Origin of the sequence: Epibacterium sp. Ofav1-8, from assembly GCF_022348185.1 — a bacterium.
Taxonomy (GTDB): domain Bacteria; phylum Pseudomonadota; class Alphaproteobacteria; order Rhodobacterales; family Rhodobacteraceae; genus Epibacterium.
In genome coordinates this window covers 489,217-505,902 of the sequence record NZ_JAKRFD010000001.1, presented here as the reverse complement: position 1 = coordinate 505,902, position 16,686 = coordinate 489,217, and the positions used below count along the sequence as shown (strand labels likewise).

The window sequence follows — 16,686 nt, the reverse complement described above, 5'->3', positions numbered from 1 at the left end:
GGGGACCAGACCCTTGAGTACAGCCGCGCCTTCACACGCCGGGCTGAGGAAAACCGCCAGCGCATTTGGTGGCTTTGTCATCGTCACGTTCCTGACGTTTGTCGGATTGATGGCGATCACTTTCTTCATCGGCCGCGTGATCCCGATTGACCCGGTTCTGGCCGTGGTCGGAGATCGCGCCACGCAAGAACAATACGACGCCGCCCGCATCGCCATGGGGCTGGATCAGCCATTGGTGGTGCAGTTCATCACCTATGTGGGCGATGTGTTTCAGGGTGATCTCGGCCATTCGGTGTCCACCAACCGCCCCGTCGCAGAGGATCTGGCGCGTGTCTTCCCGGCAACGCTGGAGATGGCAACGCTTGGGATCATCATCGGCGTCGGCTTGGGCGTTCCGCTGGGTGTCTGGGCCGCTGCAAGGCAAGGCACATGGGTAGATCAGTTGATCCGCGTCTTTGCACTGCTGGGTTACTCTGTTCCTGCCTTCTGGCTTGGTCTTGTGGGGCTGGTCGTATTTTACGCGGGCCTTGGCTGGGTCGGTGGTCCGGGACGTGTCGATATCTTCTACGAGGGTCTGGTCGAGCCGCACACCGGCCTGCTGCTGGTCGATGCCCTCATTGCAGGCGACATGGATGTGTTCTGGAGCGCATTGGATCACCTGATCCTGCCCGCAACCATCCTTGGGTTCTTCTCGCTTGCCTATATCGCGCGCATGACCCGCAGCTTCATGCTGGATCAGCTCGGCCAAGAGTACATCACCACCGCCCGCGTCAAAGGCGTGTCGGAATGGCGGGTGATCTGGACCCACGGCTTCCGCCCCATTCGCGTGCCTCTGATCACGGTGATCGGCCTTTCCTATGCCGCCTTGCTCGAAGGTTCGGTGATGATCGAGACGGTCTTTAGCTGGCCGGGCATCGGCAACTATCTGACCGTGGCGCTGCTCAATGCCGATATGAACGCCGTCCTTGGCGCAACTTTGGTGATCGGCTCGGTCTTCATTCTCATCAACAAGCTGTCGGATGTGCTCTACCGCATTCTCGACCCGCGCAGCCGATAGGAGGGTGCCATGACAACGATGACAAACTGGTTGCTCGACGATTCTCCCAGCTCCCGCCTGCAGGCCTCCTTGGGTCACAGCTACCGCGTGACACGGATGCTGATGCGCAATCCGCTCGCTGTGGTCGGGGCGCTGATCCTCTTGGTGTTGATCTTGGCGGCGATCTTTGCGCCGTGGATCGCACCTCACAGCCCGCTGGGGCAAAACCTCGGTCAACGCCTGCTGCCCCCCTCTGCCGCGCATTGGATGGGCACCGATGAGCTGGGCCGCGACATCTTTAGCCGCGTCATTTACGGCGCGCGCATCACTCTGTTGATCGTGGCGCTGGTGGCAGTGATCTCCGCACCGCTTGGACTGCTCATCGGTGCGGTATCCGGCTATTTCGGTGGCTGGACGGACAAGATCATCATGGGTGTGACGGATGTGTTCCTGTCGATGCCAAAGCTGATCCTCGCGCTGGCCTTTGTGGCAGCGCTTGGGCCGGGGATTGAAAACGCGATCATCGCCATTGCCATCACATCCTGGCCTGCCTATGCGCGGATCGCACGGGCCGAAACACTGACCTTCCGCAACTCGGAATTCATCTCGGCCATGCGCCTGCTTGGCGCATCGCACACGCGGATCATCACTGGCCATGTGCTGCCACTGTGTACCTCGTCGATGATCGTGCGGGTGACGCTGGATATGGCCGGTATCATCCTGACCGCAGCCGGTCTGGGCTTTCTCGGCCTTGGCGCACAGCCGCCACTGCCCGAATGGGGCGCGATGATCTCGCGCGGTCGGGCCTTCATCCTCGATCAGTGGTGGGTCGCTACCATGCCGGGCTTTGCCATCATCATCGTCTCGCTCGGCTTCTGTTTCCTCGGTGACGGCCTGCGCGATGTGCTGGACCCCAAACAGGGAGGCAAATCATGAGCGATACGCCACTTTTGGAACTGGAAAACCTGCGCGTGAGCTTCCCCACGCCACAGGGGCGCGTCGAAGTGGTCAAGGGCCTGTCCTTCACCTTGGGTCGCGAACGCCTGGGCATCGTCGGCGAAAGCGGGTCGGGCAAATCCATGACGGGCCGCGCGATCCTGCGCTTGGTGCGTAAACCGGGACGCCAGCAGGCTGATCGCATGATCTTCGATGGCATCGACCTGCAAGGGTTGTCGGAACGCAAGATGCGCGACCTGCGCGGCGCGCGGATCTCGATGATCATGCAAGACCCGAAATTCTCGCTCAATCCGGTGATGACCGTCGGCGCGCAGATCGCCGAGGCGCTCAAGACCCACGAGAACCTTGCCCGCAGCGAGGTCAAATCCCGGGTGCTGGAGATGCTGCATTCCGTGCGCATCAACGATCCCGAACGGGTGGTGAACCTCTATCCGCATGAGGTTTCGGGCGGTATGGGCCAGCGCATCATGATCGCCATGATGCTGATCCCGCGCCCGGATCTGCTGATCGCGGATGAGCCGACCTCAGCGCTGGATGTCTCTGTGCAGGCGCAGGTTCTGGACCTCATCGACGAGCTGGTGCGCGACAAGGGCATGGGGCTGATCCTGATCTCGCATGACCTCAATCTGGTGGCGCGCTACTGCGACCGCATCCTCGTGATGCACGCGGGCGAAGTTGTCGAAAGCTGCGCTGCAGAGGACCTGCACAAAGCGACGCACCCCTATACCCAAGGCCTGCTGGCGGCGGTGCCGCGGATGGAAGAAACACGCGAGGAACTCCCCGTCCTCGACCGCAGCGCATGGAGCGGCACATGAGCGCGATCATTTTGAAAAATCTCGACATTTCCTATGGCCACACCAAGGTGGTTGAGGGCGTCAACATCGAGGTCGCCGAGGGCGAGAGCTTTGCTCTGGTCGGTGAAAGCGGCTCTGGCAAATCCACGATCCTCAAGGCCATCGCTGGCCTTGCGCCCGACTGGAACGGCGAGATCTCGGTGCTGGGACAGCCCCGCGGGCGCACGGTGGATCAGGGCTTTGCCACCCGCTGCCAGATGGTGTTTCAGGACCCTTATGGATCGCTGCATCCGCGCAAATCCGTGGACACGGTGCTGAGCGAGCCGCTCAAGATCCATGGGCTGGGCAATCGCGATGCCCGCGTGATTGAGATGCTCGCTGCCGTGGGCCTCGATCAGCGGTTTCGCTTTCGCTACCCCCACCAGCTTTCGGGCGGGCAGCGCCAACGGGTCGCCATCGCGCGCGCGCTCATGCTCGAACCCAAGGTGATGCTGTTGGATGAGCCCACATCGGCGCTGGATGTCTCGGTACAGGCGGAGATCCTGAACCTTTTGAAGAAACTGCGCCGTGAGCAGGGGCTGACCTATCTGATGGTCACCCACAATCTGCCTGTCGTCAGCTTCATGTGCGATCGCATGGCTGTGATGAACAAGGGCCGTATCGTCGAGATCGCGCCCGCAACAGCGCTCCACGATGGCAGTTTCACCGACCCATACACGCAATCCCTTTACGCCGCATCGGGCGGCAATCCAGACCGCAAGGACTAAGACATGACGGACACAAACACGGCGCGCCAAGATTTTGAAAAAGCGCTGTCAGAGGCCACTACCGAAGAGCAGGCTTATGACGCGCTTTGCGCGCTGACCAAGGCCACGGTGGGGGCAAAGCTGTTCACTGTGATGACCGCTGACATGGACGCCATGCTCGCCCGTCGCGTTTACACGGATGATGCGGAAAATTACCCCACAACAGGCACCAAGGAAATCGAGATGAACCGCTGGTTCGAGCAGGTTCATGGCCGTCACGAGACCTTTGTCTCCAACACTCTGGCCGACATCGACACCGTGTTCCCAGACGCGGAACTGATCGGCAAACTGGGCTGCGGATCGGTCATCAACCTGCCGGTGATCCTTGGCGGCAAGATGGTGGCCACGGTCAACATCCTGCACGAAGAGGGTTTTTACACGCCCGAGCGTGTCGCACAGGCGCATGAGGTCCTTCGCTTGCCCTCCATGGCCGTTGTTGCCGCAACAACCTGAGGCTGTCGCCCACGGGAGCAGCGGCGCGCGCAGCTGCTGCTCCCATACATTGGTCAATCTGCGGAATTTCACGATGTGACCACGCATGGCTTTACGGCTTCTTAAACGCGAACATGCAGTAATCCCGGCACGACAACTTGATGCCTCGGCGCTGAAACGGGCGCTCAGAAACAGGGATGCTGACATATGGTCAAAAAATTCGTCGAAATCGACCTGAAAGGCGCTGGCGAAGCCCTGATGAACCACTCGATCATCCTCAAGGTTCAACCGGAAACGCTTGAGGTTGTCGCCGCGAGCGACACCGCGCACGACGAATTTGCCCGCCTGCGCACTTCGGAACCCAGCACATTGACGGATCTGGTGGTCGATCAGGGATGTCTGCGCCGAGATATTGCGGCGACCGCCTCCGGCGCAGGCAGCGCCTCATTCAGGGTACGCCTGGAGGACACACCAACCTCTCCGCAATTCTTCGGCATCATGCAGAAATCACATGATGACCATGTCTTCCTGACCGGGGGCGTGGTTGAGCCGGACGAGGCGATACAGGGCTATGTCGCGGCGATCGACCGCGCCCAGGCCATCGTGGAATATGACATCGACGGCACCATCATGCGGGCAAACGAGAATTTCTGCGCCCTGACCGGTTTCAAGAAGGGCGACCTGATCGGGGCCCACCACAGCATTCTGTGGCCGAAACTACAGGACAAGCCGGAGCCGTACCTGACCTTCTGGGGCGATCTGTGCAAGGGCCATGGCGTCGAAGGCGAGTACCAGCGCGTTGGTCGCAAGGGCAACCAGATCTGGGTGCGCGCGGCCTTCAATCCGATTTTTGACCGCGAAGGCAACGTGGTCCGGATTATCGAATACGCCATGGACGTGACCGCCAGCAAACGTCAGTCTGCGGAAAGCGCCGGCAAGATCGAGGCCCTGAGCCGCAGCAGCGCGGTGATCGAATTCGATCTTGATGGCACAATACTGGAGGCCAACGCGAATTTTCTCGACCTGACCGGCTATACCCGCGACGAGATCATCGGCCGCCATCATCGCCTGTTCTGCGACCCTGCCACCGTAAAAAGCGCGGGCTACAGCAATTTCTGGAGCAAACTGGCCAGTGGTGAGCACGCCCGCGGCGAATACCGCCGCCTGTGCAAAGATGGCTCTCCGGTCTGGATTCAGGCCACCTACAACCCGGTCTACGGACCTGATGGGGAATTGCTGAAGATCGTCAAATTCGCCACTGACGTAAGCGCCGAACATCAGCAACGCGCCGAGATGGAAGCCCGCCTGAATGCCGCCAACCGCAGTCAGGCGGTGATTGAATTCGACCTCGACGGGACTGTGCTGTGGGCCAATGACATCTTCCTCGACCTGACCGGCTATGCAAGCGACGAGATTGTCGGCCTGCACCATCGCGTCTTCTGCACCGAAGAACATGTGGCCAGCCGGGACTATGCAAGTTTCTGGCGCAAACTGAGCGCCGGGGAATTTGCAAGTGGCGTCTATCAGCGCCGGCGCAAGGACGGTAGCGACCTGTGGATCCAGGCCACCTACAACCCGGTGTTTGACCTCGATGGCAACCCTATCAAAGTGGTCAAATTCGCCAACGATCTGACAGAGTCCAAAAAACAATCCGTCGAATTCGAGGCGAAGCTGAACGCCGTCAGCCGCAGTCAGGCGGTGATCGAATTTGATCTCCAGGGCACGATCCTGAGTGCCAACGAGAACTTTTTGTCCCTGATGGGGTATGATACCGACGAGGTGGTCGGTCAACGCCATGCCATGTTCTGCGAGCCGGACTATGCGGAAAGCGAAGCCTATCGCGACTTCTGGGCGCAACTGCGGCGCGGCAACTTTGCCGCGGGCGAATACCGCCGCATCGGCCGCGATGGCAAAGAGGTCTGGATTCAAGCCACCTATAATCCGATCTTCGACCTGCGCGGCGAACCGGTGAAAGTGGTCAAATACGCCAGCGACGTCACCGAGACCAAAAAACAGGCCGTGGATGCCAACAACAAGATCCAGGCCATGGATCGCAGCCAGGCGGTGGTCCAGTTCGACCTAGATGGCAACGTGATCTCGGCGAACGAAAACTTCCTCAGCGTCATGGGCTATTCTCTGCGCGAAATTCTCGGTCAGCACCATTCGATGTTCTGCACCCCGGATTATCTGAAATCCCAGCAGTACCGGGATTTCTGGCTGGCACTCAACCGCGGGGAATATCAGTCCGGACGGTATCACAGGGTCGGCAAGTTCAGCCGCGACGTTCATATCCAGGCCACCTACGCACCGCTCATGGACCTGCACGGGCAGCCGGTCGGTGTGATCGAATACGCCACCGATGTGACCGAACAGGTGGCGCGCGAACACCGTATCCGCGAAAAGGCGGAGGAAATGACCCGCGTTGTAGACTCGCTGAGCGAAGCAATCTCGGACATTTCCTTTGCCACCAGCGAGGCCCGCACCAAAGCCGGCGAGACCGAGCAGAACGCGAACCAGGGGTTCGAGGCGCTGAACCACACGATCGAAACGATCGAGTTGATGCAGCGCTCTTCGGGCGAGATCTCGGAGATCGTCAAGGTGATCGGCGAAATCGCGAACCAGACCAATCTCCTGGCGTTCAACGCGGCCATCGAGGCGGCCCGGGCCGGGGAGCACGGCGTCGGCTTCTCCGTCGTCGCCGAGGAAGTCCGAAAACTGGCCGAGCGGAGTTCCGAAGCCGCCCATAAGATCTCGCGCCTGATCACCGAGTCCGAAGTCCGTGTCGATCAGGGGACCACCCGCTCGGTCGCGGCGCGGGATGCCTTTTCTCGGATCGTTGAAAGTGTCGCCCTGACGGGCCAGTCGGTCGATCAGATTTCCTCGGCGGCGGAAAACCAGCTTGCGGCGTCGAAACAGGTCGTCGATCTGATCAGCCAATTGTCCGGCGACAACCGGGCGGCCTGAACCGATGTCAGACCGCGCAGCTGAACCGGACACCTGCGCCGACCCCGCGGACCAGCTGGTCGGCGTGGTCGAGATCGGAGGCATGCTGTTCGCAATCCCGATCCACCAAGTGCGCGAGGTCATTCCTGCGCCGGAGCGGTTTCAGCGCCTCCCCGGCCAACACCCGGATCTCCTCGGGGCGGTCCTGTTGCGTGGCAAGGCGATCCCGGTGCAAAGCCTGCACCAAAGGCTGGGCGCCGAAGCCAGCCAGCACGCAGGCATCACGCCGGAAGACACGGCACAGGGGGCCACTCCGGCCGACGGTGTCATCGTCGTCATCCGCGCCGAAGGACGAGTCGCCGGACTGCTTGTGGATTCGGTGCGCTGCCTGCTGCAACTGGGGGACACCTGGCATCAGAACCTCCCCGACAATGAAGACGTTCTGATCAGCGGCGGTTACATCTGCGAAACCAACGGGCATTTCTCGATGCTGTCGGTTCCCGAGTTGCTGAATGTGCCACAAGCACCGTCGGACGAGATCTCCGAAACGGCGCGCCAGCGGGCCCGCATCAAGCGCCTGCCCTATATCCGCTTCCGCGTGGGCGGGCGGAATTTCCTGATCGCCATGTCGGATATCGCCTCCACGGTTCCCACCAGTCCGCTCAGCCCCTGGCCGATAAGCGGCAGTTCCTGCCTGGGTCTGATTCAGCGCCACGGCATGGAAATGCCGATGCTGGACACGCTGGAAAACCTCGGGTTCGCCAGTACGGGAGAGAGACCGGAGGCGGCGGCAGGCATCATTATTGAATTTCCCGACGATCATGCGCTGGCCTTTCATGTCGACCAGGTTGTCAGTGTCATGAACATTGAGGCAGGCGCGGTCTATGATTTTCCGCCCAGTGTCACCTCACGCCGGGAGCTGTTCAGCGGTGTGCATATTGACGAACAGGATGAGCAGTGTCTGGTGATCGACGTGGCCGCTTGCCGTCAGGACCCGGACCTGTTGCAACTGGCCGAAACATCACATCGCCTCAAGACCACGCCTCAGATCGCGGTCAAAGATGCCCAGGGCAAACCCTCGGACCACCCTGTCGGCACGGAACCGGCGTATGATGAAAACCGTCTCGCCGCGCTGCGTTCTGCGTCGGGGCGCTATCTTACGGTGTCCGCAGGTGGGGACTTTGCCGTCCCGATCGAAGCCGTCAGCGAGATCATGCGGCTGCCGAACAGCATCTCAGGGGCAGACTACGACGGCCACCTCGCCAACCTCTCCTATCAAAGCCGCCTGATGCCGGTTTATGACTGCGCGCGCCGCCGCGGGCACGGCGATGGCCAGTTCGGATCGGAGTCCGGCATAATGATCCTGGAAAAGGACGGTCATCACTACGGTCTCGCGGTGGAGGCCATGAAATCGATCGACATCGGACGCCTCAAGGGGTTTCGCCAGGCCGGTGGCGCTGCCAGCACCTGCCCGTCCGAGCAATTGGTCGAACTGGGGTTCGGAACCGCAAAACGTTTGGTTGCCGTTGACGATCCGACCAGCCTGCTGCCGTGACCCCCTCGGAGACTGCGCGCGACACGTGATTCATCCACAGGAAATGCCCCCCTGTGTGAATAACCATATATTGACAGTTCCCTAACAAAAGACGCAATATGCGGGTGCTTTGGTGCCTGCGGGGTGACTCGCGGGTGAAGAGGGAAGTCGGTGGAAATCCGGCGCTGCCCCCGCAACTGTAAGCGGCAAGCCTATCCTGGACCACTGATGCATGACCGGCATTGGGAAGGGGGACCGGGCGTCTGAGCCGCAAAGTCAGGAGACCTGCCAAAGCAACTGAACGACGACCGAGGCGGAGGGCCCGGACGCGTGGTTCGGTGCTTTGGTCAGCGCCGGGTTCTCGTGTCCGTTTTCGCCTGACCAGACATACGAGCAGATACCACCTGAGGGGACCTTGCAGATGAGCATCACTGTCTATTCTAAACCGGCCTGCGTGCAATGCACCGCCACCACCCGCGCGCTGGAGGCCAAGGGGATCTCTTTTGATCTCGTCGACCTGACCGAGGATGCCGCCGCCATGGAGATGGTCCAGGGGTTGGGGTATCGTCAGGCTCCTGTCGTTGTCGCAGGCGACGATCACTGGGCAGGATTCCGTCCCGACCTGATCGGCCAGCTGGCCTAAGGCACCAGAGTGGCCGGGCTTGTCTACTACTCCTCCCGTTCGGGCAATACGGCCCGTTTGATGGAGCAACTGGGGCTGGAGGCTCTGCGGCTGCCGCAGACAGAGCCTTTCCCGGACGTAGATGCGCCCTATGTTTTGGTCACGCCCACCTTTGCCGATGGCGAAGGGCGTGGCGCGGTGCCGAAACCGGTCATCAAATTTCTGAACAACGCGCGCAATCGTGCCCTTCTGCGGGGCGTGATTGCCGGGGGCAACCGCAACTTTGGCACCACCTTCGCCCTCGCCGGGGATGTGATCGCCAAAAAATGCAATGTCCCCGTCCTCTACCGCTTTGAGTTGGCGGGAACCGAAACAGACATCGCCCGCATCCGCGCGGGCCTCGCCCGGTTCTGGGCGGCACAGGAGCAGCAGACATGCTTGACGCAAGCGTAACCGCCGACCTCGACTATCACGCGCTGAATGCGATGTTGAATCTCTACGATGACGAGGGCAACATCCAGTTCGAGGCTGACCGCATGGCGGCCCGGCAATATTTTCTTCAGCATGTGAACCAGAACACCGTCTTCTTCCACTCGCTGGACGAGAAGCTGCGCTACCTGGTTGAGGAAGGTTATTACGAACCCGAAGTGCTGGATCAATACTCGCTCAATTTCCAGCGCAAGATCTGGGATGCGGCCTATGGCAAGAAATTCCGCTTCCCGTCTTTCCTCGGCGCGTTCAAATATTACACGTCTTACACGCTGAAAACCCGTGACGGTCAGCGCTACCTGGAGCGTTACGAGGACCGCGTGGTCATGAATGCGCTGACCCTGGCACGCGGGGATGAAAAACTCGCGATGAAGCTGATGTCGGAGATCATCGAAGGCCGCTTCCAGCCCGCAACACCGACCTTCCTCAATGCGGGAAAAAAGGCGCGCGGCGAGTTTGTGTCCTGCTTCCTGTTGCGTCTTGAGGACAACATGGAGTCGATCGGGCGCGGCATCAACTCCGCCCTGCAACTGTCGAAACGCGGCGGTGGCGTGGCCTTGATGCTGACCAACATTCGCGAGCATGGCGCCCCGATCAAGGGCATCGAGAACCAGTCTTCGGGCGTCATCCCGGTGATGAAGCTTCTTGAGGACAGTTTTTCTTATGCCAACCAGCTGGGCGCGCGTCAGGGTGCTGGCGCGGTTTATCTGAACGCGCATCACCCGGATATTCTGCGTTTCCTGGATACCAAGCGCGAAAACGCAGATGAGAAGATCCGCATCAAGACGCTGTCGCTGGGCGTGGTAATCCCCGATATCACCTTCCAACTCGCCAAGAAAAACGAGGACATGTATCTGTTCTCGCCGCATGACGTGGAAAAGGTCTACGGTCAGGCCTTCTCGGAAATCTCGGTCACCGAGAAATATCACGAGATGGTGGACAATCCGCAGATCCGCAAGAAGAAGATCAACGCGCGGGCGTTCTTCCAGACCATTGCCGAGATCCAGTTTGAATCCGGCTATCCCTACATCATGTTTGAAGACACGGTGAATGCCGCAAACCCGATCGCGGGCCGCATTGCCATGTCAAACCTCTGCTCCGAAATCCTGCAGGTGAACGAGGCCTCCGCGTTCAACGACGATTTGTCTTATGCGCAGATGGGCACGGATATTTCCTGTAACCTCGGCTCCATGAACATCGCGCGTGCGATGGATGGTGGCGATCTGGCCAGCACCGTGGGCACCGCAATCCGCGCGCTCAATGCGGTGTCGGAAATGTCGAGCATCGATTCTGTGCCTTCCATCCGCAAGGGCAACGAGGAAGGCCACGCTATTGGTCTCGGTCAGATGAACCTGCATGGATACCTCGCCCGCGAGCGCATCCATTACGGCAGCGCAGAGGGTGTGGATTTCACCAATATCTACTTCTGCACCGTGCTGTATCATGCGCTCAGCGCCTCTAACGCATTGGCAAAAGAGAAGAAGGCAAAGTTCAAAGGCTTTGAAGACTCCGCCTATGCCGATGGCAGCTTCTTTGAGAAATATGTCGGTCAGGACTGGCTGCCGGAAACCGACCGGGTCAAAGAGCTGTTTGAGGCCGCAGGCATCGAGATCCCGACCCGCAAGGACTGGGAAGCGCTGCGCGACAAGGTGATGAAGCACGGGCTTTATAACCGCAATCTGCAGGCGGTCCCGCCCACTGGCTCGATCAGCTATATCAACTATGCCACCTCTTCGATCCACCCGATCACCGCCAAGATCGAGATCCGCAAGGAAGGCAAGATCGGTCGCGTCTACTATCCCGCGCCCTATATGACCAACGACAACCTCGAGTATTACCGCGATGCCTATGACATCGGTCCCGAGGCGATCATCGACACGTATGCGGCGGCAACGCAGCACGTCGATCAGGGGCTGTCGCTGACCCTGTTCTTCCCGGCGGAGGCCTCGACCCGAGACATCAACCGCGCGCAGATCTACGCGTGGAAGAAAGGGATCAAGACGATTTACTACATCCGCCTGCGCCAACAGGCGCTGGAAGGCACCGAGGTCGAGGGCTGCGTGTCCTGTTCGCTGTAAATCGGGAGGGGGCGCTGCCCCCGGCCACATCCGTGGCCTCCCCCGAGGTATTTTGGAAAAGATGAAGGGGCCCGCCCCCAAGCTGCTGAGATTGAGTGTATGAAAGACATGACCCAAGCCCGCGCCGTCCCGAAAGCGATCAACTGGAACCGGCTGCAGGACGACAAGGATCTGGAGATCTGGAACCGTCTGACGGTGAACTTCTGGTTGCCGGAGAAGGTGCCGCTGTCCAACGACATTCAGTCCTGGTCGCAGCTGACCCCGGATGAGCAGACCCTGACCATTCGGGTGTTCACCGGTCTGACGCTGCTGGACACGATCCAGAATGCCGTGGGTGCGCCGACGCTGATGCAGGATGCGATCACCCCGCATGAGGAGGCGGTGCTTAGCAATATCGCCTTTATGGAGGCAGTGCATGCGCGGTCCTATTCCTCGGTGTTCTCGACCCTGTGTCAAACCACTGAGGTGGATGAGGCCTTCCGCTGGTCGGCGGAGAATGAGCATCTGCAGGCCAAATCCCGGCTGATCCTTGACGAGTACGATGCCACCGCCTCGCCGCTGCGCAAAAAGATCGCCAGCGTGTTCCTCGAGAGTTTCCTGTTCTATTCGGGCTTTTACCTGCCAATGCACTGGTCAAGCCGCGCACGCCTGACCAACACGGCCGACCTGATCCGCCTGATCATCCGCGATGAAGCCATCCACGGCTATTACATCGGCTATAAGTTCCAGCGCGGCATGGAGCGGTTGAGCGAGGCGGAGCGCAAGGAGCTGAAGGATTTTGCCTTTGGTTTGCTGTTTGACCTTTATGACATTGAGGCGCGCTATACAGAGCAGCTCTATGATGGGTTGGGGCTCACCGAGGATGTGAAGAACTTCCTGCACTACAACGCCAACAAGGCTCTGCAGAACCTTGGGTTTGAGGCGCTGTTCCCGGAAGAAACCTGTCGTGTAAACCCGGCGATCATGGCGGCGCTGTCGCCCGGATCGGATGAAAACCACGACTTCTTCTCCGGGTCCGGGTCGAGCTATGTGATCGGCAAGGCGGTTGCGACCGAGGACGAAGACTGGGATTTCTGATAGACTGAGGCCGCCCGCGAACCGTCGCGGGCGGCTTTGTTTCAGCCGCATGTGGCGGTCGGGGCGTTGATCCGGTGCGGCGCTGATCCGTCAGCGGTATCGCCCTCATCCGCGAAGCCGGGGCCGCAACAGCACAGGTAAATGTGGCACGACGGCCGCTGCGCCTTGCAATTGCGACAGTGGCGGGGGCGGCGCGGGTGCTCACTGCCCCGCTGCTACGCTCCCTCCTGCAGCAGAACCAGTGTCACGTCTTCGGAAAACTGCCGCGGTCGGCCTTCCATGATCACGGTGTGAGGGTCGGTCCGATCCCGCCGCACCGCAGGCATGCCGTATGCCAGCAGGACCTCTGCGCAGCCGCACCAGTCCCCGCCCTCAACCGGACGATTGAGGGAAGCCCAGCAGAGCGTACCTGACACGTCATCCCCGAAACCATGCTCGGCACGCCAGGACGCCCCCCGATCCAGCAGAAATCTGGTGAGCTCCCTGTCGCCCCGGAACACAGCTTGGTTGAGCGCACTTGCCGACCAGTCCCCGCCGGTCGCTTCGATCGGCCAGCCGAGGTCAACCATCACCCGCACCGCAGCGGTTGCCCCGGCGGCGGCCAGTTCCGGCAAGAGGCGCAGATCACGCTCCTGCAACCGGGCAAACAGATCCGGGGCGTCGTCCAGCATCGCGCGCGCCGCATCCAGATCAGCTGCCGCACAGGCAGCAAGGAACTGATCCGTCTCTGACAGCTCCGCAGTGCCGCCAAGCAAGGTCGCCACTTCGGCGAGCCCGTGACGCAGGGCAAACGCCGCAAGTGTCATCCCCTCCTCATTCGTGGTGTCGGGGTCGACACCTGCATCAAGCAAAGCCTGAAAATGCGACAGCGAACGGCGGCGGCGAATGGCGTGAAAATACAGACCAGAATGCGACAACTCGGGCGCTCCGGCGGCATGAGACAGCAACATTTCAAAGGTACCGAGGTCATCAAAATCCAGACAGCGAAACAACGCGTTTGTCCCCGACACCTGCGCGCCCGCCGCCAGCAGCAGTGCGGTGCAGTTGGGCCGATCCAGCGAATGATAGAGCGATTCATTGTCATTCGGATCGGCTCCGGCAGCCAGCAGCAGTCGCGTGGCATCCGCGTCAAAACTCACCCCAGCCGCCCCGTAAAGCGCCGTCAGAGGCGCGGTCGCATCCGGAAATTCGACAGACGCCGGTGGCCAGCGGCTTGCGATGGACTGGTTCGGATTTGCGCCTTCGGCAAGCAGCAGCCGGATCACGTCGAGGATCCCGGCGCGCCTGTCTGCATCCGCCAACAGACCGGAGTGACAGGCTGCAACCAGGGGCGGCAGGGACAATGGCCCGCCCGCCGCATGGATCCAGCCCCGGTCGCGGAGGATCGCCGCGCGCACGGCCTCGACGTCGCCAACTGCGCAGGCGGTTGTCGGGCAGCCCGCCTCGATCTCCGGGTATTGCGTCAACAATCGTTCGGCGAGAGCCGGTCGGGACCTGTTCATGCCACCAACAACCTCGCCGGCGTAGACAAAGCCCAGGAAAGCACGCCGCAGCGCTGACACATCACCGGATCTGAGCCGGGCCGCCTCGACAAAGGCTTTCAGGTCTCCCCAGGACGCAAAGCCATATTCACGCGCCAGGCAGGATTGCGCGTCATGCAACCGGTAGCCGGCTGCCGCAACCTCTGCCTGCGACAGGCCCCTGGCCGCGGGCAGGGATTGGCGCAGGCGCTGCAAGGCTGCGATGTCTTGCGCGCGATAACGGGCGTGCAGCTCCTTGGCCTGTCGGCGAAGCTGAAACAGATCGGGTTTTTCGGGAAGCAGGTTCATATTGACCTCCGTGCAACTGGCGCCGACGACCCGCAATCCGGCAGCACAAAGGTTCATGAAACATGGGCGTTTCGCGTCAAGTGGGCTCTGCCCTTCCCGCGGGTCCGGATGCAGCTTGAACCGCACGGCGGGACAGTAGTCAGCCAATCAGAGACTGTCAAACCCGCAGCTTGGCGTCCGCCGCAATCAGATCTGCGGCCTTCTCGGCAATCATGACAACCGGCGACGCGGTATTGCCAGAGACAATACGCGGCATGATCGATGCATCCACCACACGAAGGCCGTGCAGCCCATGGACCCGGAGTTCCGGATCCACCACCGCCCCCGGATCGGTGCCCATCTTGCAGGTGCCAACCGGGTGAAAGATGGTTGTCGCGATGTCGCCGACGGCACTCAGGATATCCGCGGTGCTATGGCAATGCGACCCGGGCAGGATTTCCTGCGGCGCGTAGCCGGAGAGCGCCTGCGCCGTCATGATGTTTCGCACCTGTTTGATCGAAGCCAGCGCAACCGCCCGATCGCTTTCGGCCGACAGGTAGTTCAGGCGGATTTCCGGCTGTTGTGACAGATCGGTGCTCTGGATGTGGGTTGATCCAACGCTTTCCGGCCGCAGATTGCACACCGAAACCGTGATCGCAGGGAACGGGTGCAAAGGATCCCCCAGCTTGTCGGTTGACAGAGGCTGCACATGATACTCCAGATCCGGGGTCTCAATATCCGGGCGGGATTTGGTGAACATGCCGAACTGGCTCGGCGCCATGGACATTGGTCCACTGCGGGTCAGGCCGTATTGCAAGGCGATCCGGGCCTTACCAAAGAAACTGTTCGCCATCGTATTCAGGGTTTGGGCATTCTCCACCTTGTAGACCGTGCGGATCTGCAAGTGATCCTGTAAATTCTTGCCCACCCCGGGCAAGGCATGCGCGACAGAGAGGCCCTGGTTCGCCAGCACGTCCGGACAGCCGATCCCCGACAACTCCAGCAGTTTGGGCGAATTGATTGCGCCTGCGGCCAGCAGCACCTCGGCCCGCGCAGCGGCGTGATGGGTCTGCCCCCGCCGCTGGTAGATCACGCCCGTGACACGACGGCCCTCCAGAACCAGCCGTGCGGCATGTGCTTCGGTCACGACATGCAGGTTCGGACGTTTCATCGCAGGGCGCAGGAACGCCTTGGCCGTGTTCCAGCGCACCCCGTTGTGCTGGTTCACTTCGAAGAACCCCGACCCTTCGTTGTTTCCATCGTTGAAATCCGCGCGCGGCAGGATGCCAAATTCAGCGGCGCCGCGCTGCACCGCGTCGAGGATGTCCCATTTCAGACGCTGGCGCGCGACCTTCCACTCGCCGCCAGCGCGATGCATATCGCTGTCGCCCGCGTGATGATCCTCGGATTTCAGAAAATAGGGCAACACGTCCTCCCAGCCCCAGCCGGGATTGCCAAGCTGTCGCCACAGGTCATAGTCAGCCGCCTGCCCGCGCATGTAGATCATGCCGTTGACCGAACTGCATCCCCCCAGCAATTTGCCCCGCGGATAGGTAAGGCTGCGTCCATTGAGCCCCGGTTCCCGGGCTGTCTTCATCATCCAGTCCGTGCGGGGGTTGCCGATACAGTAGAGATACCCCACCGGAATATGCACCCAGTGATAGGCGTCGTTCTTGCCCGCCTCAAGAAGCAGCACCCGCCTCTTCGGGTCAGCACTCAGCCGGTTTGCCAAGACGCAGCCCGCGGTGCCGCCCCCGACAATGATATAGTCGTAGGTATCATGCGACGAGGAAGACTGCGGCATATTCATCTGACCTTTGCAAAACCAACGTGCCGCGTGGGGCACGACTGCGGGACCGCTTGTGCAGACCGGCACGGGCATGTCCCGCACGCGGCCCAGGATGGGCTCTGTTCAAGTAGTGCGCGAGCACGGCGCTCTCTGCAAGAGGGCGCGCCCTGTTGTCGATGAAGCCCCCAATGTAGCGCCCCGGATGTCGCGTACTGCCGATACGCGGAGCGCGCGGCGTCGCGTCCCTGACGCGAGATGCAAACGTTTACACAGGCGTTATTCTCTGCTTAGGTGCCGACTTAAACATTTCCATCGCCCCCC

The 16,686-nt window shown here is 60.9% G+C and carries 13 protein-coding genes and 1 riboswitch; of the genes, 11 read left to right on the top strand and 2 right to left on the bottom strand.

Annotation, left to right across the window (positions count from 1 at the left end; translation table 11 throughout):
- Window positions 1–13 precede the first annotated feature (13 nt).
- The 11 genes from MHM97_RS02465 to nrdF all read left to right on the top strand — a co-directional run bounded on the left by MHM97_RS02465 (window position 14) and on the right by nrdF (window position 12,768).
- Window positions 14–1,057 (top strand): ABC transporter permease, encoded by a 1,044-nt coding sequence (locus MHM97_RS02465; protein WP_239319087.1) that lies wholly within the window; start codon window positions 14–16, stop codon window positions 1,055–1,057.
- Between the two features lie 9 nt (window positions 1,058–1,066).
- Entirely contained in the window at window positions 1,067–1,972 is a 906-nt protein-coding gene (locus MHM97_RS02460; protein ID WP_005622798.1) for an ABC transporter permease, read from the top strand.
- Complete coding sequence (locus MHM97_RS02455) at window positions 1,969–2,808, top strand: ABC transporter ATP-binding protein (protein WP_239319086.1); 840 nt, start codon at window positions 1,969–1,971, stop codon at window positions 2,806–2,808. Before MHM97_RS02460 ends, MHM97_RS02455 begins: the two co-directional genes overlap by 4 nt.
- Entirely contained in the window at window positions 2,805–3,554 is a 750-nt protein-coding gene (locus MHM97_RS02450; protein ID WP_239319085.1) for an ABC transporter ATP-binding protein, read from the top strand. The genes MHM97_RS02455 and MHM97_RS02450 overlap by 4 nt, the downstream gene beginning before the upstream one ends.
- Window positions 3,555–3,557: 3 nt before the next feature.
- The gene (locus MHM97_RS02445; RefSeq protein WP_239319084.1) at window positions 3,558–4,046 is read left to right on the top strand and encodes a GAF domain-containing protein; all 489 of its coding nucleotides are present in this window, start codon (window positions 3,558–3,560) and stop codon (window positions 4,044–4,046) included.
- Between the two features lie 186 nt (window positions 4,047–4,232).
- Window positions 4,233–6,989 (top strand): methyl-accepting chemotaxis protein, encoded by a 2,757-nt coding sequence (locus tag MHM97_RS02440; protein ID WP_239319083.1) that lies wholly within the window; start codon window positions 4,233–4,235, stop codon window positions 6,987–6,989.
- A 4-nt stretch (window positions 6,990–6,993) separates the two neighbouring features.
- Window positions 6,994–8,523 carry a chemotaxis protein CheW gene (locus MHM97_RS02435; RefSeq protein WP_239319082.1) on the top strand — a complete coding sequence of 510 codons (1,530 nt, stop codon included), beginning with the start codon at window positions 6,994–6,996 and terminating at the stop codon, window positions 8,521–8,523.
- A 93-nt stretch (window positions 8,524–8,616) separates the two neighbouring features.
- Window positions 8,617–8,809, top strand: a riboswitch (cobalamin riboswitch).
- A 114-nt stretch (window positions 8,810–8,923) separates the two neighbouring features.
- Window positions 8,924–9,145: a glutaredoxin-like protein NrdH gene (gene nrdH, locus MHM97_RS02430; RefSeq protein ID WP_239319080.1), complete on the top strand. Its 222-nt coding sequence runs from the start codon at window positions 8,924–8,926 to the stop codon at window positions 9,143–9,145.
- A 9-nt stretch (window positions 9,146–9,154) separates the two neighbouring features.
- Window positions 9,155–9,577: a class Ib ribonucleoside-diphosphate reductase assembly flavoprotein NrdI gene (gene nrdI, locus MHM97_RS02425; RefSeq protein ID WP_239319079.1), complete on the top strand. Its 423-nt coding sequence runs from the start codon at window positions 9,155–9,157 to the stop codon at window positions 9,575–9,577.
- The gene (gene nrdE / locus MHM97_RS02420) at window positions 9,559–11,691 is read left to right on the top strand and encodes a class 1b ribonucleoside-diphosphate reductase subunit alpha (RefSeq protein ID WP_239319078.1); all 2,133 of its coding nucleotides are present in this window, start codon (window positions 9,559–9,561) and stop codon (window positions 11,689–11,691) included. Before nrdI ends, nrdE begins: the two co-directional genes overlap by 19 nt.
- Before the next feature lie 99 nt (window positions 11,692–11,790).
- Window positions 11,791–12,768, top strand: a complete 978-nt coding sequence (gene nrdF / locus MHM97_RS02415) for a class 1b ribonucleoside-diphosphate reductase subunit beta (RefSeq protein WP_239319077.1) — start codon at window positions 11,791–11,793, stop codon at window positions 12,766–12,768.
- Window positions 12,769–12,983: 215 nt separating this feature from the next.
- Here the strand turns inward: nrdF and MHM97_RS02410 are convergent, their stop codons facing one another.
- Both MHM97_RS02410 and MHM97_RS02405 read right to left on the bottom strand, forming a co-directional pair.
- The gene (locus tag MHM97_RS02410) at window positions 12,984–14,597 is read right to left on the bottom strand and encodes an ankyrin repeat domain-containing protein (protein ID WP_239319076.1); all 1,614 of its coding nucleotides are present in this window, start codon (window positions 14,595–14,597) and stop codon (window positions 12,984–12,986) included.
- 157 nt (window positions 14,598–14,754) lie between these two features.
- Window positions 14,755–16,380, bottom strand: a complete 1,626-nt coding sequence (locus MHM97_RS02405) for a GMC family oxidoreductase (RefSeq protein WP_239319075.1) — start codon at window positions 16,378–16,380, stop codon at window positions 14,755–14,757.
- Window positions 16,381–16,686 lie beyond the last annotated feature (306 nt).